The 23,369-nt window shown below is 71.8% G+C and carries 21 protein-coding genes and 1 pseudogene; 7 read left to right on the top strand and 15 right to left on the bottom strand.

Annotation, left to right across the window (positions count from 1 at the left end; translation table 11 throughout):
• The first annotated feature begins 22 nt into the window (after positions 1-22).
• On the top strand, positions 23-1,846 hold the full coding sequence (locus tag ABZ896_RS21540) for an alkaline phosphatase family protein (RefSeq protein ID WP_360931248.1): 1,824 nt from the start codon (positions 23-25) through the stop codon (positions 1,844-1,846).
• 435 nt (positions 1,847-2,281) lie between these two features.
• Entirely contained in the window at positions 2,282-3,106 is an 825-nt protein-coding gene (locus ABZ896_RS21535; protein WP_360931246.1) for a hypothetical protein, read from the top strand.
• A gap of 61 nt (positions 3,107-3,167) precedes the next feature.
• On the opposite strand, the gene ABZ896_RS21530 is transcribed toward ABZ896_RS21535, so the two are convergent.
• The 11 genes from ABZ896_RS21530 to ABZ896_RS21480 form a co-directional block, all read right to left on the bottom strand.
• Positions 3,168-3,629: a hypothetical protein gene (locus ABZ896_RS21530; protein WP_360931308.1), complete on the bottom strand. Its 462-nt coding sequence runs from the start codon at positions 3,627-3,629 to the stop codon at positions 3,168-3,170.
• Between the two features lie 125 nt (positions 3,630-3,754).
• Complete coding sequence (locus tag ABZ896_RS21525) at positions 3,755-5,185, bottom strand: Nramp family divalent metal transporter (RefSeq protein ID WP_360931243.1); 1,431 nt, start codon at positions 5,183-5,185, stop codon at positions 3,755-3,757.
• Positions 5,186-5,230: 45 nt separating this feature from the next.
• Positions 5,231-6,145: a phosphoglycerate dehydrogenase gene (locus ABZ896_RS21520; protein ID WP_360931240.1), complete on the bottom strand. Its 915-nt coding sequence runs from the start codon at positions 6,143-6,145 to the stop codon at positions 5,231-5,233.
• On the bottom strand, positions 6,142-7,287 hold the full coding sequence (locus ABZ896_RS21515; RefSeq protein WP_360931237.1) for an exo-alpha-sialidase: 1,146 nt from the start codon (positions 7,285-7,287) through the stop codon (positions 6,142-6,144). Before ABZ896_RS21515 ends, ABZ896_RS21520 begins: the two co-directional genes overlap by 4 nt.
• Positions 7,284-8,063 (bottom strand): aldolase/citrate lyase family protein, encoded by a 780-nt coding sequence (locus ABZ896_RS21510; protein ID WP_360931234.1) that lies wholly within the window; start codon positions 8,061-8,063, stop codon positions 7,284-7,286. Before ABZ896_RS21510 ends, ABZ896_RS21515 begins: the two co-directional genes overlap by 4 nt.
• 19 nt (positions 8,064-8,082) lie before the next feature.
• Positions 8,083-9,063, bottom strand: coding sequence for an aldo/keto reductase (locus ABZ896_RS21505; protein ID WP_360931231.1), 981 nt, complete (start codon positions 9,061-9,063; stop codon positions 8,083-8,085).
• Positions 9,060-9,875 (bottom strand): dipeptide/oligopeptide/nickel ABC transporter ATP-binding protein, encoded by an 816-nt coding sequence (locus ABZ896_RS21500; RefSeq protein WP_360931228.1) that lies wholly within the window; start codon positions 9,873-9,875, stop codon positions 9,060-9,062. The genes ABZ896_RS21505 and ABZ896_RS21500 overlap by 4 nt, the downstream gene beginning before the upstream one ends.
• Positions 9,872-10,720, bottom strand: a complete 849-nt coding sequence (locus ABZ896_RS21495) for an ABC transporter ATP-binding protein (protein ID WP_360931225.1) — start codon at positions 10,718-10,720, stop codon at positions 9,872-9,874. The genes ABZ896_RS21500 and ABZ896_RS21495 overlap by 4 nt, the downstream gene beginning before the upstream one ends.
• A 3-nt stretch (positions 10,721-10,723) precedes the next feature.
• Complete coding sequence (locus tag ABZ896_RS21490; RefSeq protein ID WP_360931222.1) at positions 10,724-11,623, bottom strand: ABC transporter permease; 900 nt, start codon at positions 11,621-11,623, stop codon at positions 10,724-10,726.
• Positions 11,624-11,626: 3 nt separating this feature from the next.
• Positions 11,627-12,556 (bottom strand): ABC transporter permease, encoded by a 930-nt coding sequence (locus tag ABZ896_RS21485; protein WP_360931219.1) that lies wholly within the window; start codon positions 12,554-12,556, stop codon positions 11,627-11,629.
• 3 nt (positions 12,557-12,559) lie between these two features.
• Entirely contained in the window at positions 12,560-14,170 is a 1,611-nt protein-coding gene (locus tag ABZ896_RS21480) for an ABC transporter substrate-binding protein (protein ID WP_360931216.1), read from the bottom strand.
• A gap of 370 nt (positions 14,171-14,540) precedes the next feature.
• Between ABZ896_RS21480 and ABZ896_RS21475 the strand changes: the two genes are divergently transcribed.
• Genes ABZ896_RS21475 through ABZ896_RS21465 form a run of 3 tightly spaced genes read left to right on the top strand, consistent with a single transcriptional unit; the run spans position 14,541 to position 17,812 of the window.
• On the top strand, positions 14,541-15,908 hold the full coding sequence (locus ABZ896_RS21475) for a four-carbon acid sugar kinase family protein (RefSeq protein WP_360931213.1): 1,368 nt from the start codon (positions 14,541-14,543) through the stop codon (positions 15,906-15,908).
• Positions 15,905-16,963, top strand: a complete 1,059-nt coding sequence (gene pdxA / locus ABZ896_RS21470; RefSeq protein ID WP_360931210.1) for a 4-hydroxythreonine-4-phosphate dehydrogenase PdxA — start codon at positions 15,905-15,907, stop codon at positions 16,961-16,963. Before ABZ896_RS21475 ends, pdxA begins: the two co-directional genes overlap by 4 nt.
• A 51-nt stretch (positions 16,964-17,014) precedes the next feature.
• On the top strand, positions 17,015-17,812 hold the full coding sequence (locus tag ABZ896_RS21465) for a DeoR/GlpR family DNA-binding transcription regulator (RefSeq protein WP_360931207.1): 798 nt from the start codon (positions 17,015-17,017) through the stop codon (positions 17,810-17,812).
• Positions 17,813-17,822: 10 nt separating this feature from the next.
• Here the strand turns inward: ABZ896_RS21465 and ABZ896_RS21460 are convergent.
• Positions 17,823-18,245: pseudogene (locus ABZ896_RS21460) on the bottom strand (kinase); the annotation flags it as partial.
• A 55-nt stretch (positions 18,246-18,300) separates the two neighbouring features.
• On the bottom strand, positions 18,301-18,993 hold the full coding sequence (locus tag ABZ896_RS21455) for a haloacid dehalogenase type II (RefSeq protein WP_360931205.1): 693 nt from the start codon (positions 18,991-18,993) through the stop codon (positions 18,301-18,303).
• Positions 18,994-19,041: 48 nt separating this feature from the next.
• Between ABZ896_RS21455 and ABZ896_RS21450 the strand changes: the two genes are divergently transcribed.
• Both ABZ896_RS21450 and ABZ896_RS21445 read left to right on the top strand, forming a co-directional pair.
• Complete coding sequence (locus ABZ896_RS21450; RefSeq protein WP_360931202.1) at positions 19,042-19,599, top strand: GrpB family protein; 558 nt, start codon at positions 19,042-19,044, stop codon at positions 19,597-19,599.
• 40 nt (positions 19,600-19,639) lie between these two features.
• Positions 19,640-21,583: a CHAT domain-containing protein gene (locus ABZ896_RS21445; RefSeq protein WP_360931199.1), complete on the top strand. Its 1,944-nt coding sequence runs from the start codon at positions 19,640-19,642 to the stop codon at positions 21,581-21,583.
• Positions 21,584-21,615: 32 nt separating this feature from the next.
• Here the strand turns inward: ABZ896_RS21445 and ABZ896_RS21440 are convergent, their stop codons facing one another.
• Both ABZ896_RS21440 and ABZ896_RS21435 read right to left on the bottom strand, forming a co-directional pair.
• Positions 21,616-22,608, bottom strand: coding sequence for an ABC transporter substrate-binding protein (locus ABZ896_RS21440; RefSeq protein WP_360931197.1), 993 nt, complete (start codon positions 22,606-22,608; stop codon positions 21,616-21,618).
• Between the two features lie 8 nt (positions 22,609-22,616).
• Entirely contained in the window at positions 22,617-23,369 is a 753-nt protein-coding gene (locus ABZ896_RS21435) for an ABC transporter ATP-binding protein (RefSeq protein WP_360931194.1), read from the bottom strand.

The following is a 23,369-nucleotide window of genomic DNA, read 5'->3' as shown; positions in this document are numbered from 1 at the left end:
AGCGCGCGAAGGGTGAACGAGCATGGCCGGCAAGGCAACCAGAACAACGGTCCGGAGCCTGGGGGCACTGGCGGGCGCCGCCGCGCTCACGGTCCTCGGCGGGGCGGCGCCGGCGGGGGCCGCCGGCCCCGCGGCCCTCTCGTCGACGGCGACACCGATCAAGCACGTGGTGGTGCTGTTCGACGAGAACATCTCCTTCGACCACTACTTCGCGACCTACCCGAAGGCCGCGAACACCGACGGCACGAAGTTCACCGCGTCCAAAAAGACCCCCAAGGACGTCGACACCCTCGCGCACGCCGGGCTGCTGACGAAGAACCCGAACCAGTACACCCCGAAGCGGCTGAGCGCGGCCCAGGCGATGACCTGCGACCAGAACCACTCCTACGGGCCGGAGCAGTACGCGGCGAACGGCGGCAAGGCCGACCAGTACGTGCAGAACACCGAGGTCGACAAGTGCAGCGGCGGCCTGTTCGGCGAGCCGGGCCTGGTGATGGACTACTACGACGGCAACACCGTCACCGGACTGTGGAACTACGCCCAGCAGTACGCCCTCGACGACCGGTCCTTCAGCTCGGTCTACGGTCCCTCCACGCCGGGCGCGCTCAACCTGGTCTCCGGGCAGACCCACGGCGTGGTGTCCATCGACCCGGCGACCGGCAAGCGGACGGCCACGCCCGACTCGTACGCGGTCAAGTCCCCGGACGCCAAGGGCGTCGGGACCGTCGTCAACGACCCGGACCCTGCCTACGACGACTGCGCCGACAAGGACCACACCAGCACCAGCGCGCTGGCCGCGATGCAGGGCAGGAACATCGGTGACCTGCTCAACGCCAAGAAGGTGACGTGGGGTTGGTTCCAGGGCGGCTTCCGGCCCTCCACCTCCTGGGACGGCAAGTCCGGCGACCACGCCAAGTGCGACGCCACCCACACCAACGTCGGCGGGGCCTCCGTGGTCGACTACAGCCCGCACCACAACCCCTTCGCGTACTACAAGTCGACGTCGAACCCGCACCACTTGGCGCCGAAGAACGTCGCCGAGATCGGGCACAACGGACAGGCCAACCACAACTACGACCTCACCGACTTCAGCGCGGCCCTCAAGGCGGGCAAGTTGCCGGCCGTCAGCTTCCTGAAGGCCGGTGAGTACCAGGACGGGCACGCCGGGTACTCCGACCCGGTCGACGAACAGCACTTCCTGGTCGGCGAGATCAACGCGATCCAGAGCTCGCCGCAGTGGAAGTCGACCGCGGTGGTCGTCGCCTACGACGACTCCGACGGCTGGTACGACCACGCCTACGCCAAGCCGCGCAACGGCTCCACGGACACCTCGCTGGGCTCCAACAATCTCGCCACCGACAGTCCCGCGTGCCAGAAGGGGCCGAAGGCGTCCGGTGGTTACGCGGACCGCTGCGGGCCGGGCACGCGGCAGCCGCTGCTGGTGATATCGCCGTACAGCAAGGTGAACAAGGTCGACCACACGCAGACCGACCAGTCCTCGATCATCCGCTTCGTCGAGGACAACTGGCACACCGGGCGCATCGGCGACCACTCCTTCGACGCGACCGCGGGTTCGCTGAGCGGCATGTTCGACTTCCGGCACCCGAACAACAAGCAGGTGCTGCTGAACGCGAACGGCTCGGTGAAGTCCGTCGGCCCGATCCGGCACGTGGCCCCCGTCTCCACGGACATCACGCCGGGGCCGGCGATGGTGAACACCGCCGCCGTCACGGACACCTCGGCCTTCCCGGCGCTTGAGGTGGGCCTGGGCGCGGGGGCGCTCGTGGCCGCCGGTGCGACGGCGTCGTACCTCGCCCTGCGGCGTAGGCAGCGGGCCACCGCCTGACGCCACACCGCCCGACCCGCTCGGCACGGTCCTCCTCCCCGGACCGTGCCGAGCGGGTGTTCATGCATGCCCGTCGCAACTTCATGAACCCTGACGGGGGTTGAGGGGCCCGTGGCGGGGAAAGCCTCCTTCGCACACGCGCAACGCGGACTATGCCGGGGAGGCGACCATGAGGCGTATTCAGCAGACGAGGCTTCCCCGTATTCCGCGGCGGCCGGAGCCCCAGGACCTGCGGACCCCCTCCGGGCGGCCCCTGCCCTACTGACTTGCGCCTCTGCGGAGAAACATGGACCGCATCTCCGCAAGAGCACCACACAGGCTGCACACCGCCTTGCCAAAGGCTCGCTACCGTACGTGCCGTTCGATCTCTCGTGCGATCGGGCCCAGGCCACGGCTGAATCCGCCGGTGGCGCAGCCGAGTCAGGAAGACCGCGGATGGACTACTGCTCCTCGTGCCGACGGCATCTCAACGGTGCCCTGGCGTGCCCCGGGTGCGGCGCTTACGCCCCGGACATCGCTCCCCTCCCGCTCGCGGAGGCGGCACCCGTTGCTGCGCACGGCGCGGCTGTGTGGCAGGACCCGGGCCCGGAGACCTGGCACGACCCGGCCGCCTACGCCGAGGACGTAGCGGCGGACCCCTACGACGGCACGGAGGGCCTGCCCGTCTCGCCGACGGGCCGGGCCGCGCGGCGGCGCCAGCGCGAGCGCTGGAAGAAGACCCAGCGGCGAGCCCTGGTGGCCACCGCGGTCGCGCTGGTCGGCGGCGGTCTGACCGTGGCCTCGATGGAGCGGCAGTCCACGGACCGCACGCAGGCGGCGTCCGCGCCGGACCGAGAGGTCATGGGCGGTGCGGAGGACGTGGCGGTGGAGCCGGCGTCCGACACCGCGACGACGCCCGGCACCCATCAGTCCACCCCGGCCGCGGCCGGCGCCGCCCACAAGTCCACGGCGAAGACCGCGCACGAGCAGGCGGCCGCGCTGCCGCAGGCCACCCCGACGACGCAGGCGGTCCGTCAGGACACCGCGGCCGCAGCGCTCCCCAAGGCCGTGTCCGCCACCACCGCGGCGGTCGACTCGGTGGTCTCCGGCGCCTCCGACACGGTGAGCGGGACGACGTCCACGCCGACAGCCTCGGCGACCGACAGCAGCAGTGACAGCACGAGTAGCAGCAGCGACTCGGCGTCGACGGCGACCCCCTCGACCTCGGCGACGGACTCCTCCGGGCTCTGCCTGCTCGGCGGGGTGCTCTGCATCAACTAGGCACCACGCGTGACAGCCCCGGCGGAGCGTCGCTCCCCCGGGGCTGTTCGTCGTCGGCGCCTCACGCGGACGGTGTCGGCCCCATGCCCCGCAGCTGCTTGACCGTGCCGCCGAGCTGGTCGCGGAAGGAGTCGAGCATCTCCGGCTTGGCGCTCACCACCCAGCGCAGGCCGACCAGGTACTTGCCGCCGTACACACTGGCGGCGTCCAGCCAGGCCTCCTTGTACTGCTCCTCGGGGAAGGTGGTGATCAGGTAGTCGGCCTTCTCGGTGTGACACAGGCCCTGGCGGAGTTCGTCCGCGTCGACGCGGATCGTGGCCTTGCAGCCGGTCAGACCGGCGATCACCTCCACCTTGGCGGGGGCGACGACTCCGGCGGACGGGGCGGCGGACATCTTGGAGGGGGTGACCGCCTTGACCGCCTTGTCCTCGTCACCGCCGCACGCCGTGGCCAGGGGAAGAATCACCAGGCTTCCGACGACGGCCGCGCGCCTCGCGGACGCGAAAGGCGCGCTTCGGTCGATGGGGCCTCGCGGTTGCTGCTGGGGCACGTCGCCACTCCCGGTCGTATGCTGATCGTCCTCGCCCTGGGGTACGGATGGCGGCGCAGGGCCGTTCACCTCGTACGACGTCGGAAGCGGACGGGTCGTCACTCGGCCGGAACGAGCCCCAGCGTGTCCAGAACCCCGTACACGCCGAGGAAGACGATCGCGGCGCTGCTGAGGGCCAGGGCGGCCGTCCGCCACGAGTTGGAGCGGAAGCGCCGGGGCACGCCGGTCGCGCGCATCCGCCACACGGCGACGACCACGGCGAGCAGGAACACGCCGCCGCCGATGCCGCCGATCTGGACCATCAGGACGGGCGACTGGACGTAGAGGAAGAACGCGCCCCACACCGGCGGCAGACAGCAGGTCAGGATCCGGATCGTACGGCGGCGGACCCGGACGTCCCGCCAGTCGACGACGCCGAGCAGGCCGAGGGTGTTGGTCCACAGACGCGGCACGCTGGCGGTGGAGCCGATGAGCGTGGAGTACAGGACCGCGATGGCGCCGGCGAGGAAGAGGTACTCGGCCCACGGGCCCATCGTGTCCGTGTAGATCCGGGAGAGGGTGGTGATCATGTCGTTGCCCTCGGGGACCAGGTTCTGCGGGTGCAGGACGGCCGCGCCGATGACGTAGAAGGACAGCGTGCACAGGGTGCAGACCAGCCAGCCGGCGGCGACGTCGAGGCGCATGACCTTCAGCCAGCCCTCGGCGCGCTTCGCGCGGGCCTCGGTGCCGTCGTCGGGGCCGGTCCAGCGGGCGTAGCCCTTCTCGATGCACCAGTAGGTGTACGTGGTCATCTCGTCGGCGCCGACACCGGTGATGCCGAACATGGCGAGCGCGATGCCGGCGGTTCCGGCGGGGATCTCGAAGCTGAGGCCCTGGCTCAACTCGTCGCCGCCGTAGCCGAATTGGGTGAGCGGGAGGCCGAGGGCGAGGCCGACCGTGGCGAGGGTGAAGACGACCACGCAGGCGACGCAGAGCCATTCGACGACGCCGTAGCGGCCGGTGCGCAGCAGCAGGACGGCCGAGCCGGTGACGAGCACCGTCCACACGGCCAGGGAGGGGAAGCTGAGGGCTTCGCCCGTGATCGGCCAGAGGATGGAGCAGGCGGCCGCGGTGCCGCCGATGATGCCGCCGCGCTGGAACATCTTGGCGAAGTCCATGCCGATCCAGAGCCAGTTGATCCAGCTCACGGGGCCGATGCGGGGGCCGACGTCGCGGTAACCCTCCAGCGCGGTACGGCCGTTGAGGACGGTCCAGCGGGCCAGCTCCAGTTGGACCCAGACCTTGACGGCGGTGCTGACGATCACGAGCCAGAGGAGCGCGAAGCCCGCCCTTGCGCCGAGCGAGGTGGTGACGATGAGTTCGCCGGAGCCGACGACGGCGGCCGACAGGACGAAACCGGGGCCGAGGTGGCGCAGGCGGCCGGGGAAGGTGGTGGGGGCTTCGCGGATGTCCTCGGCGCGGAGGGCGTAGGGGTCGTGGAGGGCTGTCGACGGGGGTAGGGCGGTCGGTTGGGAGGTGGTTTTCGACATGGGGGGCCTCCGGGCGGCGGGACCGAGGGGGGACGGGGGCGAGTGTCAGGTGGCCGGGTTGAGAGGCTCGTCGCCGGCGAGGACGCGGACCACGTCCTCGGCGACCGTCACGCCCATCAGGCGGTTGGCCTCCTGGCCACAGGCGGCCATGTGGGAGGTGAGCAGGACGTTCGGGGCGCCACGCAACGGACTGTCGGGGAGCAGGGGTTCGTGGGCGAAGGCGTCGAGCGCGGCCCCGCCGAGGTGGCCGTCGGTCAGGAGCGCGGCGAGGGTCTCCTCGTCGACGAGGCCGCCGCGGGCGGCGTTGACGAGCAGGGCACCCCGCTTCATCGAGGTGAGGCGGGTCCGGTCGAGGAGGGGGCCGGCGGCCGGGTCAGCGGGGAGGTGGAGGCTCACGACGTCGGCGCGGGCGAGGAGTTCACCGAGGGCCGCGGGCTCGGCGCCGGGCGGGTCGGGGACGTAGGGGTCGTGGGCGAGCACCCGCATACCGAAGGCGGCGCCGTATCCGGCCACCAGGCGTCCGATGCGCCCGAAGCCGATCACGCCGAGCGTCCGGCCGTGCAGTTCGGGTCCGAACAGCTTGGGCCACTCCCCCGCGGCGACTCCTTGGTGGGAGGCGAAGATGCCGCGGGAGGCCGACAGGATCAGGCCGAAGGTGTACTCGGCCACGGCACGGGAGTTGCTGCCCGGCGCGCACACCACGGGGATGCCCCGGGCGCGGGCGGCTTCCAGGTCGATGGTGTCGACGCCGACACCGTGCTTGGCGATCACCTTCAGGCGCGGGGCGGCGGCGATGACGTCGGCCGTGATCGGTTCCATGCCGACGATCAGGGCGTCGGCCGTGCGCAGGTCCGGTGCACCCTCGGGGCGGATCGGGCCCGCTCCGGCCAACTCCAGGATCTCCCAAGGGCGGTGGGCGCAGCGGGCGAAGGTCGGGGTGGTGATCAGGGTGGTCGTCACGCGGGCAGCTCCCGCTTCAGCCAGTCGGCGTCCAGCCGGACGTGCTTGATGGTGCGCCGGTGGCGGGTGTAGGCGAGGTGCACGCTGCCGTCCGGGGTCTGGGCGATCGACGGGTAGGACAGTTCCCGGTTGAGGCCGTCACGGGAGTTGTTGGTCAGGCAGTGGCCGTCGCCGGTCTCCACGTCGTGGCGGGCGGGCCAGGTGCGGCCGCCGTCCGAGGAGAGCGCGAGGGACAGGGGCGCGCGCGGGGCACCCCAGAACGCGTCGTCGGTGAACGGCTCCTCCCCTCCGGCGTCGTCGATCTCGTCGTACAGCGACTCCCGGCGGGCCACGGCGTCGGCGCGGCTGCTGTGGTTGTAGGCCAGCGCGAGTCGCCCGTCTGCCAACATCGTGTACTGGATGGAGGAGTTGTTGTTCGGCAGATCCAGGGGGCTCGGCTCGGTCCAGGTCTCGCCGCCGTCGTACGACATGCTGCGGTGCACGGCGTCCGCGCGGCGGCTGCGGAACAGCGCGAGGAGCGAACCGTCGGGCAGCGGGCGGACGTTCATGTGCACGAGGCCCCGTGAGCCGGGGACCGGGCGTTCGCGCCAGCTGCGGCCGCCGTCCTCGCTGAGCATGACGGAGCTGGTGTCGTGGCCGCCGGACCAGCGTTCCCCCGGTGCGGCCACGCAGCGGAAGACGGGCAGGAGCAGTCGGCCCGGCAGTTCGATGACGGGTTGGCGCACGAACACCCCGCCGTCGAAGAGGACTTGGGGCTCGCTCCAGGCCCCGCCGTTGTCGGCGCTCACTCGGCGTAGCACCTCGGCGGTGTCCTGGTGGCCCGACCGCTGGGCGGTGTGCAGCAGCCACAACTCGCCGGAGGGGGCCGGGAAGAGGAGGGGGTTCTGTTCGGAGCGGGTGGCGTCGTCGGAGAGGCGGACCGGCAGCGACCAGGTGTCGGAGCCGGGCGCGAGGCGGGCGAACCACACCGAGATGTCGGCGACGCCCTCCTGGGTGCCGCCGAACCAGACGCAGCCGAGTTCGCCGCCGGGCAGGACGGTGAGGTTCGCGGCGTGGTTCTGTACGGCGGGCGCGGCCAACTCGGTCTCGGAGCGGCCCGGTTGGTCCGGGTGGGCGCGCATGATGCCGTGGGCGCCGGTCAACGGCCCTCACCCGCCTGGCAGGCGGCGGCCAGGTGGGAGCCGGCGGCCTGTTCGAGGTGGACGAGGTCGCAGGCGACGGTGGCGAAGGTGAAGCCCTCGGCGAGTCGCTTGGCGGCGCTCGCGCCGTCGGGGTTGTGGATGCCGGCCGCGATCCCGGCGGCCGCGGCGGCCGTGCGTACGGTGACGAGCGCGGCCTCGAAATCGGCGGCGACCGCCGGGTCCGTGGAGGTGGCGCCGCCGAGGGCGATGCGCAGGTCGGAGGGGCCGATGTAGACGCCGTCGAGGCCGTCCGTGGCGCAGATCTCCTCGACGTTGGCGAGGCCTTCGGCGGTCTCGATCATCGCGAGGACGACCGTCTCCTGGTGCGCGTCGGCAGGGTTGGGTCCGATGCGGAGTGCCGAGCGCATGGGGCCGTAGGAGCGACGGCCGAGCGGCGGGTAGCGTACGGCGGCCACTGCGTCGGCGGCGTCCTGGGCGGTGTCGATGAGCGGGACGATGACGCCCGCGGCTCCGGCGTCGAGGGCCTTGCCGATGGGCGAGGGGTCGTTGGCCTCGACGCGGACCAGGCCGACGGCGGTGGAACCCTTGGTGTCGATGGCGGTCAACGAACGCAGCACACCGGCGTATTCGAGGAGGCCGTGCTGGGCGTCGAGGGCGATGTAGTCGTAGCCGAGGCGGGCGACGCGTTCGGTGGAGACGGGTGAGTCGAGGACGGCCCAGTAGCCGATGAGCTGTTCACGGGCGCGGAGGGCGGCGGCGAAGGCGGCGGGGGTCATGCGGTGCTCCTTGGGGTGGTCAGCGGTTGTAGGCGGGCATCGGACCGCGCAGCCCGGCGCCGATCTCGTCGCAGGCGGCGGTGACGTCGGCGGGCAGGGGTCCGGCGGCCGCGGCCGCGATGTTGGCGAGCAGGTGGGAGGTCTTGGAGCCGCCGAGGAGCAGGGCGTCGGTGGAGGGGCGGTCCAGCAGCCAGCGCAGGGCGAGTTCGGTGAGCGGCAGCCCCGACTGCTCTGCTACGGCGGTGAGTTGGCGTACGGCGGTGAAGAGCCGTTCGTCCCAGTAGCGCTGCCGGTACATCTCGGCGAGCCGGGAGGTGCCGAAGCGGCCCTCGTCGGGCGTGTCGGCGAAGTGGTGACGCCCCGTCAGGAGGCCGCCGCCGAGGGGGTTGTAGACCATGGTGCGCAGTCCGCTGACGGCCGCGTACTCGACGTACTCCTCCTCGATGCGGCGGGCGAGGAGGTTGTGCAGCTGCTGGGCGACGACCGGGCGGGGTGCGCCCACCTCGTCGGCGGTGCGGACGAGTTCGGAGATCTGCCAGGCCGCGTAGTTGGAGACACCGAGGGCGCCGATCTTCCCCTCGTCGACCAACTCCGCGACGGTGGCGAGGGTTTCGGCGAGCGGGGTCGCGCGGTCGGGCTGGTGCAGGTAGAAGAGGTCGATGTGGTCGGTGCCGAGCCGCTTGAGGCTGCCGTCGAGGGCGGCGCGCAGACCGGCCGGGGACAGGGGTGCGTTCTCGCCCTGGTCGGGGTGTGGGATGCCGGCCTTGGTGGCCAGGACGATGCGGTCGCGGCGGCCCGGCAGGAGTTCCCCCAGCAGCCGCTCGCTCTCGCCGCCCGCGTAGCCGTTGGCGGTGTCGACGCCGGTGATGCCCGCGTCCAGGGCGGCGTCGAGCATGGCGGCGGCGCCGTCCCGGTCGACGGTGTCGCCGAAGGTCATGGTGCCGAGGACCAGGCGGGAGAGCGGGACGGGCGTGTGCGGCAGGGTGATGCCGGTGGTCACGTGGGGGTTCCTTCCAGGACGTGGCGCGGTTTGAGGCCGTGAAGTGCGGTGGGGTCGAGGGCGGTGCGGCGCAGGGCGCGGGTGTAGGAGTCGGCGGGGGCGGCGAGGACGGTCTCGGTCGGGCCGGACTCGACCGTGCGGCCGGCCCGCATCACGACGACGTCGGTGCTCATCTCGCGGACCACGCCCAGGTTGTGGGCGATGACGAGGTAGGCGATGCCCGTCTCGGCCTGCAACTCCCTGAGCAGGGTGAGGACTTGGGCCTGCACGGAGACGTCGAGCGCGGAGGTGGCCTCGTCGCACACCAGGACGTCGGGGCGGGAGGCGAGGACGCGGGCGATGCCGATGCGCTGGCGCTGGCCGCCGGAGAAGTCGGCGGGGTGGCGGTCGAGCGCGGTGGCGGGCAGGCCGACCTGGTCGATCAACTCAGCGGCCCGGCGGGTGCGTTCGGCGCGGTGGGACATGCCGGCCAGCCGCAGCGGCTCGGCGACGATCTGCTGGGCGGTCAGGTGCGGGTCGAGGGAGCCGTAGGGGTCCTGGAAGATCATCTGCACGCGGCGGCGCAGCGGGCGCAGTCTGCGTTCCGGGAGGGTGGCGATGTCCGTGCCGTCCAGGACGATCCGGCCGGAGCGCGGTTTGAGGAGGCGGACGAGGGCGCGGGCGAGGGTCGACTTGCCGCAGCCGGACTCGCCGACGACGGCGAGCGAACCGCCGCGCTCCAGCCGGAAGCTCACCTGGTCCACGGCCCGGAAGGGCCCGTTCGCGGTCGGGTACTCGACGACGAGGTCCTCGACGGACAGCAGTGCGGTCATGAGGCGGCTCCCTGTGTCTCGTCCCAGGCGCCCAGCCGGGGCACGGCCGCGAGCAGGGCGCGGGTGTAGGGGTCGGCGGGGGTGTCGACGATCCGGTCAGCCGGGCCGGACTCGACGAAGCGGCCGTCCTTCATGACGTGGATGCGGTCGGAGACCAGGCGGGCCACGCCGAGGTCGTGGGTGATCATCAACATGCCGATGGCGGTGCGTTCCTGAAGCTCCATCAGCAGGTCGAGGACGCTCGCCTGGACGGTGGCGTCCAGGGCGGAGGTGGGCTCGTCGGCGACGAGGAGTTCGGGTTCGCCGGCCAGGGCGACGGCGATGAGGATGCGCTGGAGCATGCCGCCGGAGAACTGGTGCGAGTAGGCCTTCCAGCGGGTCTCCGGCCTGCTGATGCGGACCTGGGCGAGGAGGTCGATTCCCTTGTCCCTGGCCTGTGTTCGGGACAGTGAGGGGTGGCGCAGGCGGATGGCGTCGCCGAGCTGGCGGCCGATGGTGTGCACCGGGCTGAGGGCGGTCATCGGGTCCTGCGGGATGAGCGACACGGTCCGGCCGCGGACCGCGCGGGCCGCTGCGGGGTCGGCGAGGACGTCCCGTCCGGCGATGCGGACGCTGCCGGAAAGGACGGCGAGCCCTTCGGGCAGCAGGCGCTGAACGCCCATCGCGGTGGTCGACTTGCCGGAGCCGGACTCGCCGATGAGGGTCACGGTCTCGCCCCGGCGGACGGTGAAGCTGACGCCGTCGACGGCGCGGACGACTCCGCGCGCGGTGACGAGTTCGATCTGGAGGTCCGCCACGTCGAGCAGCGGGGACTCCTCTTTGGACGTCAGGGGCTGTTCGGTCACCGGTCAGGCTCCCTTCCGGTCGCGCAGGCCGTCGCCGAGGAGGTTCACGCCCACGACCAGCAGCGCGATGACCAGGCCGGGCAGGGTGACGAGCCACCAGGAGGTGGTGATGTACGCCTGGCCGTCGGAGATGATCCGCCCCCAGGTGGCGAACGGCCGCTGCGGACCGGCCCCGAGGAAGCTCAGCGCGCTCTCCAGGAGCACGGCCTGGGCGAGCAGGAGCAGCACCACGAGGCTCACCGGCCGGACCACGTTCGGCACGACGTGCCGGGCCAGCACCTGCGTGCCGCGCAGTCCGAGCACCCGCGCGGCGGCGACGTACGGCTTCTCCCGTTCGACGAGCACCAGCGAGCGCGTCAGCCGGGCCACCTCGGGCCACTGGGCGACGGCGATCACGCAGGTGATGACGGTGACCGAGGGCCCGAAGAGGGCGACCACGAGGAGCAGCATCATCAGGAGCGGCAGGGCGAGTTGGGCTTCGAGGAAGCGGGAGACAAGGGCATCGATCCAGCCGCCGAAGAACCCGGCTGCCGAGCCCGCGGCGATGCCGATCAGACCGGAGACGAGGACGGCGAGGACGCCGACCGACAGGGACACCTGGCCGCCGTGCAGGATGCGGGAGAGCAGGTCGCGGCCGAGCTGGTCGGTGCCGAAGAGGTGGCCGTCGGTGAAGGGTGGCAGTCGGCGCCGGGAGAGGTCCTGGGCGTTGGCGCCGGGCAGCGGCAGCAGGTTCGCGAGGAGCACCGGCAGGACGACGAGGGCCGTGCAGACGGCGCCGATCCAGATCTTGACGCGGGCGCTGCGCCGGCGCCGGGTCGCGGTGGCGCGGGCCAGGTCGCGGGCGGTGACGGCGCTGGGCCGGCCGGCGTCGGCGACCGTGCGCGGGGTGGCGGTGTCGGTCATGGCTCAGGCCGCCTTTCCGAGTCGTACCCGTGGATCGAGGAGCGGGTAGGCGAGGTCGACGAGGAGCTGGACGAGGATCGCGAGGGTCGCGGTGACCAGGACCGTCGCCTGGATGAGGGGGTAGTCACGGGTGGCGAGGGCCCGGACGACGAGCGAGCCGACGCCCGGCCAGCCGAAGACGACCTCGACGACCACGACTCCGTTGAGCAGCGCGGCGAAGCGGGTGCCGAGGGTGGTGAGCAGCGGGACGGCGGAGTTGCGGAGGCCGTAGCGCCAGGTCAGCGCGTGTTCGGAGACGCCTCGGGAGCGGGCGGTCGTGGTGTACGGAGCGGCCAGCGCCGTGGTCATCTCGCGGCGCACCAGCCGGGAGACCAGGGCGAGTTGGAGTACGGCGACGGTCACCGTGGGCAGCACCAGGCCGCTCCAGGAGGTGAATCCGGAGGCGGGCAGGACCGGCAGCAGCACCGCGAACACGGTCAGGAGCATCACGCCGGTCCAGAAGTCCGGCATGGACTGCCCGGCGATAGTCAGGACGTTCGCGCCCAACTCCCGCCGCGTGTCGGCCCGTCGGGCCATCCACACCCCGAGCGGCACGGCCACGACGGTGGTGAGCGCGATCGCCGAGACGGCGAGGGTGATGGTGTACGGCATCCGGTCCAGGACCACGTCGAGCGCGGAGGTGTGGAAGGAGTAACTGGTGCCGAGGTCGCCGGTGAACAGTTCGCGCAGGAAGATGCCGTACTGGTTGATCAGCGGCTCGTCGAGGCCGAACTCGGCGCGGATGCGGTCGAGGTCGGCACTGGGCGCGTTCGGGGCGGCGTAGGCGGCGGCCGGGTCGCCCGGGGCGAGGCGGACCAGCAGGAAGACCGTGGTGAGGGTGAGGAAGACGGCCAGCAGACTCTGGCCGAGGCGGCGGACGAGGTAGGTGGCCACGGCTCAGCTCTCCAGTCGTACGGCGGACAGGTCGTAGGAGTTGAGCTGCAGCAGGCCGAGATCGCTGACGCGGTCGCGGCGGGCCAGCATCGTCTTGGGCACGAAGGCCCACAGGCTGGGCCAGGTGCCCCAGACGGCGTGCTGGACGACGGCCAGCTTCCGGTCCCGCGCGGCCGTGTCGGTCTCGGTGCCCGCGTCGGCGAGCCAGCGCTGGACGTCCGGGACGACATAGCCCATGTAGGTGTCGCGGCTGCGTTCCTTCGCCGCGGTGCCGCCGTACATGCCCTGGAGGGAGGTGAGGGCCTGTCCGGTGGTGCCGGGGTAGCCGTTGCCGATGACGTCCCAGTCGCCGGCCCGCCCCTGACGCCATTTCAGGATGTCGCCGCCCGGCTCGAACTGGAGCAGTGAGGCCCGTACGCCGATGTCGCGGAACATGTCGACGACGGCCTCCATGACGGAGGCGTCGGCGGCGAACTCCCCCGACTCCCAGATGATCCGGATCCGCAGTCCCTCCGCGCCGAGGGACTTCAGCTGCGCCTTCGCCTTCTTCGGGTCGTAGGTGTACGTGCCGGTGCGCACCGCGCCTTCGAGGGCGAGCGGGACGACTCCCTGGGCCTCCTCGGCCGAGCCGGTGAGGACGTCCTTGACGAGGGACTCGCCGTCGACGGCGTAGGTGAGGGCGCGGCGGACCCGCGCGTCGGCGAGCGGACTCCCCTTGGGCTTGCGGAAGTTGTAGAAGAGCTGGCAGATGCGGACGCCGGAGGTCTCCTGGAGGGCGACCCCGGGCAGGCCGGTGAGCTGTTCGGCCGAGTCGGGGGTGAGCGTGTCGACGACGTCCAACTCACCGCTGCGCAGGGCTATTACGCGGCTGGACTCCTCCGGGACGAAGCGCACGCGGACCGTGTCGACGCGTGGACGGCCGCCCCAGTAGCGGGTGTTGCGGGCCAGGGTGTACTCCCCCACGCCACTGTTGGCCTTCACCACGGTGTACGGGCCCGAGCCGACGCCGCTCTGCAGCTCCTCCGGCTTGTTGGCGGCGGCCGGGGTGATGTGGATGTTGGCCATCAGGCGGTCGAGCACCGGGACCGGGCGCTCGGTGTGCAGCAGGAAGGTGCGGTCGCCGGTCTTCTCGACGCTGGGCAGCTCCGGGAAGAGGCCGAGGAGGAAGGAGCCGTTGACCTCGCCGTACATCTTCAGGGCGGTGGTGACGTCCTCGACGGTGACGGGGCTGCCGTCGGAGTAGCGCGCCTCCGCGTGCAGGCGGACCGTCCACGTCGTCGGCGCGGTCATGGTGAAACGGTCGGCCAGGACCAGCTCCCGCTTCATACCGGGGCCGATCCGGGTGAGCGCCTGACGGACCGCGCGCTGCACGGTGACCGCCGCGTCGAACTGGTTGAGCTTGTTGTCCAGGCTGATCAGGGAGCGATTGAGGCCGAGCGTGAGGGTGCCGGGGCCGGGGGCGCCGGTGGGACCTGCGCAGGCCGACAGCGGGCCCAGAGCCAGGGAGGCGCCGCCGACGGCGCTCCAGCGGAGGAGGGTCCGGCGGGCCGGGGCGGGGAGCGAAGCATGCCCCGGGGGCTCGGGGGGCGGGGCGCTGAATGGAGTTGGGGTCATCGTCGACCTTCTCGCGTTCCGGGGGCGACCGGCTCGGGGTCCGTTCCGGGCTACCGGAGCGGGGTGTGCGGAGTGTGCGGGGTGTGCGGGGTGTGCAGTACGTGCGGGGTGCGGCTCTCGCGGCGACCCGGTGGTCCTGTGATCCGTGGCCCGCAGTCCGACGGTCCGTGGCCCGTGGTCCGGTGGGGTGCCGGTCGTGGGGGTCGTAGGGGTCCTGGGGGGCGTGCGGGTCGGCGGGAGACGAACGGGTGTCGCGCCGGAAAAGGTGGCACGGTTGCGCGAAGTGCGCAAGGGGTCTCGCGCGGTTCGCGCATCTCGTGTCATCATCGGTGCCCGAGGCCGTCCGACCGGACCGCCCGAGGAGGTACCCGTGTCCCTCACCGCCGTCACCGACGTCACGGCCGTCCACGCCGTCGACCGCCCCGTCCTCGCCCTGGCCGACGATCTCTCCGGTGCCGCCGAGACGGCCGTGGCGCTCGGGCTGCCGGGGCAGGTGCTGCTGGGGCCCTTGTCCGGGGGCCTCTCCCAGGCGGCCGGCGCCGGGACCGTCGTGGTCGACCTCGACTCCCGGCAGCTGACCGGCGAGGAGGCCGGGCGGGCGGTGCGCACCGTGACAGCACAGGCTCCCGAGGGGGCCACGCTGTTCAAGAAGGTCGACTCGCTGCTCCGGGGCAATCTCGCCGCCGAGGCGGCCGCCTATGCCGAGGGCTGCGCGGGCGTGGTGATCGCCACTGCCCTGCCACCTGCGCGGCGCACCGTGCGCGACGGGGTCGTCCGGCTCGACGGGGTTCCGCTGCACGCGACCGCCGCCTGGCAGGCCGAGTCCCGGCCCGCCCCGGAATCCGTCGCCGCCGCGCTCGGGGACGTGCCGACCGCGCCGGTGCCGCTCGCGGTGGTCCGGGGCGGGCATCGCGCACTGCGGGACGCGTTGACTGCGCGAATCGCGCAGGGACGGCATCCCGTGTGCGATGCGGAGACCGACGCGGACCTCGACGCGATCGCCCGGTCCGCGCTCGAACTGGGGTCCTCGGTACGGCTGTTGGGGACCGGAGGGCTTGCGGGGGCGGTGGGGCGGGCGCTCGGGCGTGGCGGGGGCTCCTCGGTGCCGGGGGCTTCTGGATCGGCGGGGCCGAGGGGTATCGGATCGCCGACGCCGGTGAGCTCCGGATCGTCGGTGCCCGTGTCCCCTGGATCGCTGGCGCCTCCGGAGTCGCCGGCTCCGCCCTCCCCCGCCACCACACATCGCCCGCTGCTCGTCGTCGTGGGCAGTGCCGAACCCTCCGCCGCTCAGCAGGTCACCCATCTCGTGGCGGAGGGCGCGCATCACATACCGCTCACCGCGGACGACCTGCTGCGTGCCGGGCGGCCGCTCGTCGTCCCGCCCGAGGGGGTGACCGTGGTCCGGATCGCCGGGCTGCTAGCCCCCGGCTCGGCCCGCCGTCTCGTGGCCGCGCTGGCCGAGACCGTCGCGGCATCGGCGTACGACTGCGATCTGGTCCTCACCGGCGGCGAGACCGCACGCCGGGTGCTGGACGCCCTGCGGGTCTCGCACCTGCGCCCGGTCGGCCAGATCCACCACGGCGCCGTGCACTCCCACACCCCGGACGGCCGCCAGGTCGTCACCCGGCCGGGCAGTTACGGCGAGGCCGACTCCCTGCTGCGCATCGTGCGCGCGCTGCGCCGTCCCGCATCCGTACGACCCGTCCCGACCGACCACCCCACAGGAGTGACCTCGTGAACGCAGCCCCCACCGCCGCCACCTCCGCCGTCGACCAGGGCGGTGCCGCCGAGCGGCCGCTTCCGGTCGTCGCGGTGACCATGGGCGACGGCGCCGGCATCGGCCCGGAGGTCGTCGTACCGGCACTGCTGGACCCCGCCACCCTGCGCGTCTGCCGCCCCGTGGTCGTGGGCGACGCCCGACGGCTGCGGCAGGCGGCCGAGATCCGGGGCATCACCTGCACGGTCGTACCGGTGAAGACCCCCGCGGAGGCGGAGTTCACCCCCGGGCGGATCAACGTCATCGACCTCGGCCTGCTGCCCGCCGACCTGCCCTGGGGGGAACGGTCCGCCGCGGCCGGGGACGCCGCCTACCACTACGTCCGGGTCGCGGCCGAACTCGCGCTCAGCGGCGAGGTCGACGCCATCTGCACCGCGCCGCTCAACAAGGAAGCGCTCCAGGCGGCCGGTCACCTCTACCCGGGGCACACCGAGCTGCTCGCCCACCTCACCGGTGTCGAGGAGGTGTCGATGATGCTGTCGACGCCCAAGGTGAAGGTCATCCACGTGACCACGCACATCGGGCTGATCGACGCCGTGAACCGTATCGAGCCCGGGCTGGTGGAGCGGACGGTGCGTCGCGGGCACGAGGCGATGGTGCGGGCCGGGGTCGCGCGGCCGGTGATCGGGGTGTGCGGCATCAATCCGCACGCCGGGGAGAACGGGCTGTTCGGCAACGGCGAGGAGGAGTCGAAGATCGTGCCCGCGCTGGAGGTCCTGCGCGCCGACGGCATCGACGCGCGCGGCCCGCTTCCCGCCGACACGGCGTTCTACCTCGCCTCGCGCGGCGACTACGACCTGATCGTCGCGATGTACCACGACCAGGGGCACGGCCCGGTCAAGGTCCTCGGCATCGAGGCGGGCGTCAACCTCACCGTAGGACTGCCCGTGATCCGCACCTCCGTCGACCACGGCACGGCCTTCGACATCGCAGGTACGGGCCGCGCCGAGCCCGGTAGCATGGTCGAGGCCCTGCGCCAGGCCGCCGAGATGTCGACCGCTCCGGCCACCCGCTGACCGTCGGTTCGCCTTCGTACGGCACTCAGGACACCGGAGGACACCAGACCGATGTCTGCGATCGGATCCCAGGCCCGGCGCGACCGCATCGTCCACCTCGCCACGACCACCGGACTGGCGAGCGTCGAAGAACTCTCCCAGCTCTTCGGTGTGACGGCGTCGACCATCCGCCGCGACCTGGCCAAACTGACCACGGACGGCCGCCTCGCCCGCACCTACGGCGGTGCCATGGCGCTGACCGCGCATCCCGAGGCCTCACTGCGGCAGCGCGTCGGCGAGGCGTTCGAGGCCAAGCAGGCCATCGCACGCTGGGCCGCGTCCCAAGTACGGCCCGGGGAAACGCTGTTGCTGGACGCGGGGTCCACGGTGGGGGCGCTCGCCTATGAGTTGCGGACGGTCAAGGACATCACCGTCGCGACGACGGGGCTCACCTCGCTCCAGGCGCTGTCCGACGTGGAGACGATCCATGTCGAGTGCCTCGGAGGGACGCTCCGCCCGCTGAGCCAGGGCTTCGTGGGGCCGCTCACCGAAGCCGCCCTGGAGCGGATGACGTTCGACCGGGTCTTCCTCGGTACGGACGGTATCTGGCCCGAACTGGGCATCTGCGAGGCGGACTTGCGCCAGACGCGCCTCAAGGAGCTGATGGCCCGGCGCGCCGACCACGTCTACGTCCTCGCGCACGCGGCGAAGCTCGGGCGCCGTCCCTTCCACGCCTGGACCGCGCTCCGCGAGGGCTGGACCCTGGTGACGGACGATTCGGCCGACGCACGGGTGCTGGAGGAGGTGCGGGCGCGCGGGGTGGTTGCCGTCGCGGTGACGGCGGAGCCGGAGCCAGGCGAAACGGACTAGGCGGGGGCTGTCACCGGTCCACGGGCGGCAGCACGGCCAGGCCGGACTCGCGCAGGATGCGGTCGACCGTCGCCGTCAGCGGACTGTCGGGGCCGATGACGGTCTCGATGCCGTCGGGCAGCACGTCATGCTCCCGGTACCAGCTGCGCAACTCCTTCTCGCCGAACTCGGCCGCCTGCGGCTTCGTGGCGTGGCGGACGAGGGTCTCCGTGAAGGGCACGTCCAGGTAGTACGCGTGGGTGGGGCCGCGGTGGTCCGCACGGAGCCGGCTCAGCATGTCGCCGTAGCGGTCGGCGTACAGGACGCCCTCGACGACGACGTGGTAGCCGGCGTCCAGCGCGTAGCGGGCGACGGTGTCGATCAGACCGATGTTCGGCGCGCCGGGGCGGTCGCGCTCACGGAGGACGACCCTGCGCAGGTTGTCCTGGCCGACTCACGGGGCGCAGAGTATCCGGGCGGCTTGCACTGGGTCCTTGATCCCTAGGGTGTCATCCCGTCGTCAGTGCGGTGAACAGGTCGTCCAGTCCGCCGCACCGGAGGTCGAACGTGTCGTCGTCGGTCGGTGGGTCGCCGACCGGTCGGTGGACGTAGGCGGTGCGCATGCCGCTCGCCTGGGCTCCGCGCAGGTCCCAGGCGTGGGCGGCGACCATGAGGACACGATCCGGTGGGCACCCGGCGGTGTCGAGGGCGAGCCGGTAGACCTCCGGGGCCGGTTTGTAGGCCCGGACCGACTCGGCGGAAAGGGCCTGGTGCCAGCGCAGGCCGGCGTGCGCGTTGAGTCGCAGGAGTGCGGTTCGGGAGGCGTTGGAGAGCCCGAGTACGGGGAAGCGGCGTGCGAGCCGGTCAAGACCGGCGACGGAGTCGTGCCAGGGCGGCAGGCGATGAGCTGCCGTGGACAGGCGGGCGACGGTCTCGGAATCGGTGACACCGGCGCGGTCGGCGACGTGTTGAGCGGCCTCTGCGTCGATGACCTGGGTGTTCGCATAGGATCGGCGGCCTTCCGCGATGTGCCGTTGCTCCCGCTCCACATGCTGCTGCCAGAGACTGAGCAGTCCCTCCACGGTCTGATCGTCGGACGCGGGTACGGCTTCGCCTATGGCGGCTCGTAGACCGCTGGGTTCGTCGACAAGGGTGCCGAGGACGTCGAAGACGATGACGTCGATGCCGGGGGTGTCGACCATGCGTTCTCCTGATCGTGGGTGACAGTCAGCTCGGGGAGGATCACGCACATGGTCACGCCGGATGTTGAGATCGTCGAGTACGACCCCGCTTGGCTGGGGCGTGCGGCGGAGGCAATCACGGAGTTGTGGGATGTGCTGGCCGGGGTGTTGGTGGCGGTCGAGCACATCGGGTCGACCGCGGTGCCGTGGTTGGTGGCGAAACCGGTCATCGATCTCATGGCTGCCGTCGCGGATCTCACCGAGGTGGAGGGGCGGGAGCAGGGGCTGGCAGAGCTGGGGTACCGGCGGCATTTCAACGGCATGGTCGATCGGCTCGTCTACGTGCGGGGCGTGGAAGGCCGTAGAACTCATGTACTGCATGTGGTCACCGAGGCGAGCTGGCCGACGCGCAACCAGCGCATCCTGCGGGACCATCTGCGCACGCATCCACAAGACGCCGCCCGCTACGGGGAGTTGAAGAGGGCGATCGTCGCGGCGGGCACCTCCCCGCGTGACTACTCACGCGCCAAGACCGCTCTGGTCCAGGAACTCACCGACCTCGCCCGTGCGCGGCTCGGGCTGGAGTCGGTGCCGGTCTGGGAGAAAGAGGGCGGGGCCTCGCACTGAGTACCGTTGCGCCTGGGAATCGGGTGGTCGAGGGGAAGTCATGGATCCCGAGTTGGAAAGCTTGGCGGTCGCCGCCGCGCGTGTGCTGTCGGGGATGTCGACGGACGAGGAACGCGTGCGGGTGCTCGGTCGTCTGGAACGCGTACGCGGGAGCGGGCCGTTGCTCATGCGGCTGCGGCTCTACGAGCCGGACGAGCGGGAGTTGGTCGCCGATCTGCGTCTAATCCTGGCAAAGGATGCGGGATTCGCGGCTGAACTGCGTGTGTTCGTCGCCGAGTTCGCGGCCCCGCCGGTCGCCGATGCCGATGAGGACGTGGACGGCACTCCGCAGTCTCCCTACCAACCCGCTGTCGGCCAGGCGACCACATCGGCCTGGCCCGACCAGACGCAGCCCGGCGCAGCGGGTACGCCGTCCTCCGGCGGATACGGCTGGCCGCAGGCCGTCCCCGAAACCTACGGTTCCAGGCCCGACTGGTCGCTCGCGGCAGACCGGAAGGCCAAGACAGGCGGGCCTGGAGGCGACGATTCGGCGGAGCCCCGGTGGCTGGTGGCCGAGATGGTCGAGCAGGTCTCCCCCGGGCGAGAGGTGCCGCTCCAGGTGCAGATCGTCCGGGACGGCGGTGGACGGGGTGCGCAGTTGGCCGCGTTCCATGTGCCCCGCGAGGGTGCCCGGGTGTGGGTCACGATCCACGCGCCCGGGCTGGTGACCGTCGACGAGCTGCAGCAGGAGGTGCACGTCATGCCGGACCGGGACTCGGACGTGCTGCTGTTCCGGCTGCGGGCGGCGGCGCCGGGGCTGCACCAGGTGACCGTGCGGGCGTTCCGGGGCGGCACCTTCCTCGGGGAGATCCGCTGCCAGGTCTCCGTGGAGCACGGCAGCATCACCCGCGACGGCCCCCGGCGCCATGCCGCGATGCCGTCCCTGGCCTTCGACCCCGGCGAGGTCACGCTCCAGGTGCTCAAGGACGAGGCGGCCGGCACCTACACCTTCCAGCTGATCAGCGAACGCTTCTACGCCCCGGAGGTGTTCCGCTTCCGGGGCGGCGACCCCCGCCGGGCCACCGAGCACCTCTACGCCGAGCTGCGCAGGGCCGCGCAGGCTGCGGGCACCGGCGCAGCCACCGGCAGGGGCGACGGGGACGCGCGCCGGCTGCGGGACCGCCTCCGCAATCACGGCGTACAGCTGTGGACCGCGGCCGTTCCGCAGGCCGTGCAGAGCCAGTTCTGGGAGGAGGCCGACCGGGTGTCGGCGTTCACCGTCCTCGGCGAACACGACATCGTCCCCTGGGAGTTGCTGTATCCGCTGAACGAGGGCCGCGAGGACAGAGGGTTCCTCGCCGAGTGGCTGCCCGTGGTGCGGCGGGTGTTCGGGCAGGACCGGGTGCGCAGCATCGGGCTGCCGGGGGCGGCGTTCGTGGTGCCGCCCGGGTCTCCGGCCGACGCGGCCGAGGAAGTGGCCGCGCTGCGCGCCCGGTTGGGTGCGGGCGTGGCCGACGCCGGTGTGCTGACCGAGCGGGTGGCGCTGACCGAACTCATCGAGCGGGGGCACGCGGGGCTGCTCCACTTCGCGTGCCACAACGCCTTCACCGGCAGTGGCTCGTGCGTGACCATGGCCGACGGGCCCTTCGATCCCATCGACCTCGCGTCGGCGGCACAACTGCGCTCACTGCGCCCGTACCGGCCCCTGGTCTTCTTCAACGCCTGCCGGAGCGCCGGGGAGATCGACTGGTTCGGCGAGAGCCTCGGGTGGGCACCGCAGTTCCTCAACGCGGGCGCGGGCGCGTTCGTCGGCACGCTGTGGCCCGTACGGTCGCGGTCCGCGCTGCGGTTCGCCGAAGTGTTCTACGACCGACTGCTCACCGGTCGCGAGCCGCTCGGGCAGGCGTCGCTGGCGGCCCGGCAGGCCGTCCGCGACCTGCACGGCGGTGATCCGACGTGGCTGGCGTACGCCGTGTACGGCAGCCCGGCCGCCACCGCCGCCTGAACGGGGCCCCTTGCTTGAACCGGGCCCCGCTTCTACTGGCCCACGGTGCGCAGATACGCGCCGAGCCGGGCGATCGCCGACGGGTTGCGGGGGCTTTCGACCAGGTCGACGTAGTCGAGGACGAAGATCCGGCAGTGCTTGATCGCGGAGACGTCGCGCAAGGGGGCGTACGACAGCAGGAACTTCCGCTTCTGCTCGGCGCTGACGTCGCCGTAGTCGCAGATGACGATGGCGTCGGGGTCGCGTTCGACGACGGTCTCCCAGCCGACGGTGGTCCAGGAGTCCTCGACGTCGTGCATGACGTTCGCGCCGCCGGCCGCGCTGATGATCTGGTCGGGGGCGGCGTAACGGCCGGAGGTGAACGGGGCGTCCTGGCCGCTGTCGTAGAGGAAGACCTTGGGGTGGTGGGCCGGTGCCTGGGCCTCGGTGGCGGCGACCTGCTTCTTGAAGCCGGCGATCAGCGTGGCCGCCCGCTTCTCGACGCCGAAGAGCTTTCCGAGGTTGGTGAGGTCGGTGTAGAGGGCGTCGAGCGGCGGCATGATGCCGCGTGAGGTCTTCGTACGGCCGTTGCGGCAGGACTCGGTGAGGATGTACGAGGGGATGCCGAGCTTCTTGAGGGCGTCCGGGGTGAAGCCGTTGTCGTCGCGGAAGCCGTAGTTCCAGCCGGCGAAGACGAGGTCGGCGCGGGCGTCGAGGACGTTCTCCTTGGTGAGCTGGTCCTTGGAGAGCCACTTGACCTTGTCGTAGCCGTCCTTCCAGGGCACGTCGGTCAGGTCGCCCTTGTCGTCGGGCATCGCGAACCCGGCCATACGGTTCTCCAGGCCGAGGGCGAACATCAGCTCGGTGATACCGACGTCGTTGGTGACGACGCGCTCGGGAACCCGGTCGTAGGTGACCTTCCGGCCGCAGTTGGTGAGGGTGACGGCAGCCGATTTGGCGTCCGTAGACGGCTCGACGCTCGCTCCGCATCCGGAGACGGTGACGGTGGCCGCGAGACAGAGCGACACGGCGAGCAACTTGCGCATGGGGGTCCTCACTTGGCGGGGAGCAGATCGAACAGGAGCTGAACAGCGCCGGTCTCGGGATGCCGTACCGGATGCGCGCGCACCCCGAACACCTCGGCGAGCCGCGCGGGTTGGAGCACGTCGTGCGGGGGCCCGGAGGCGACGATCCGGCCGTCCGCGATGACGTACAGGAGGTCGCAGTGCGCCGCGGCCAGGTTCAGGTCGTGCAGGGCGGCCAGGACGGTCGGGCCGCTGTCGCGGACCAGGGACAGGACGTCCAACTGGTGGGCGATGTCGAGGTGGTTGGTGGGTTCGTCGAGGACGAGGACCTTCGGCTGCTGGGCGAGTGCGCGGGCGATGAGGACGCGCTGCTTCTCGCCGCCGGAGAGGGCGGGAAAGCCACGGTCGGCGAGGTGCGCGACCCCGGTGCGTTCCATCGCCCGGGCGCACAGTTCGCGGTCCTCGGCGGCCGTGCGGTTGCGGTGCGGAAGTCGTCCCATCGCGACGACTTCGTGGACGGTGAAGTCGAACTCGGCGGAGGACTCCTGGGGCAGGGCGGCCAACTGCCGTGCCGTGGCCCGGGGTTCCATGGCGAGGAGATCGGTCCCGTCCAGCCGTACGACTCCCCCGGTGGGCCGCAGCGCCCGGTACACGCAGCGCAGCAGTGTGGACTTGCCGCTGCCGTTCGGACCGACGAGACCTACGAAGGCGCCGCTGTTCACGGTCAGTTGTATGTCGTCGAGGATTCCGTCGACGCTGACGTTCTCGATGTCGAGCCTCAT

Origin of the sequence: Streptomyces sp. NPDC047072, assembly GCF_040643855.1 — a bacterium.
In the GTDB taxonomy this organism is placed as follows: Bacteria; Actinomycetota; Actinomycetes; order Streptomycetales; family Streptomycetaceae; genus Streptomyces.
This window is presented reverse-complemented; position numbering and strand designations above follow the sequence as displayed.

What these genes read in the sequence shown, in the direction of transcription:
- ABZ896_RS21510 (WP_360931234.1), bottom strand. Translation starts at nt 8,063, where the DNA reads ATGACCCCCGCCGCCTTCGCCGCCGCCCTCCGCGCCCGTGAACAGCTC.
- ABZ896_RS21535 (WP_360931246.1), top strand. Translation starts at nt 2,282, where the DNA reads ATGGACTACTGCTCCTCGTGCCGACGGCATCTCAACGGTGCCCTGGCG.
- ABZ896_RS21445 (WP_360931199.1), top strand. Translation starts at nt 19,640, where the DNA reads ATGGATCCCGAGTTGGAAAGCTTGGCGGTCGCCGCCGCGCGTGTGCTG.
- ABZ896_RS21540 (WP_360931248.1), top strand. Translation starts at nt 23, where the DNA reads ATGGCCGGCAAGGCAACCAGAACAACGGTCCGGAGCCTGGGGGCACTG.
- ABZ896_RS21465 (WP_360931207.1), top strand. Translation starts at nt 17,015, where the DNA reads ATGTCTGCGATCGGATCCCAGGCCCGGCGCGACCGCATCGTCCACCTC.
- ABZ896_RS21440 (WP_360931197.1), bottom strand. Translation starts at nt 22,608, where the DNA reads ATGCGCAAGTTGCTCGCCGTGTCGCTCTGTCTCGCGGCCACCGTCACC.
- ABZ896_RS21480 (WP_360931216.1), bottom strand. Translation starts at nt 14,170, where the DNA reads ATGACCCCAACTCCATTCAGCGCCCCGCCCCCCGAGCCCCCGGGGCAT.
- ABZ896_RS21450 (WP_360931202.1), top strand. Translation starts at nt 19,042, where the DNA reads ATGGTCACGCCGGATGTTGAGATCGTCGAGTACGACCCCGCTTGGCTG.
- ABZ896_RS21455 (WP_360931205.1), bottom strand. Translation starts at nt 18,993, where the DNA reads ATGGTCGACACCCCCGGCATCGACGTCATCGTCTTCGACGTCCTCGGC.
- ABZ896_RS21500 (WP_360931228.1), bottom strand. Translation starts at nt 9,875, where the DNA reads ATGACCGCACTGCTGTCCGTCGAGGACCTCGTCGTCGAGTACCCGACC.
- ABZ896_RS21490 (WP_360931222.1), bottom strand. Translation starts at nt 11,623, where the DNA reads ATGACCGACACCGCCACCCCGCGCACGGTCGCCGACGCCGGCCGGCCC.
- ABZ896_RS21525 (WP_360931243.1), bottom strand. Translation starts at nt 5,185, where the DNA reads ATGTCGAAAACCACCTCCCAACCGACCGCCCTACCCCCGTCGACAGCC.
- ABZ896_RS21435 (WP_360931194.1), bottom strand. Translation starts at nt 23,369, where the DNA reads ATGAGGCTCGACATCGAGAACGTCAGCGTCGACGGAATCCTCGACGAC.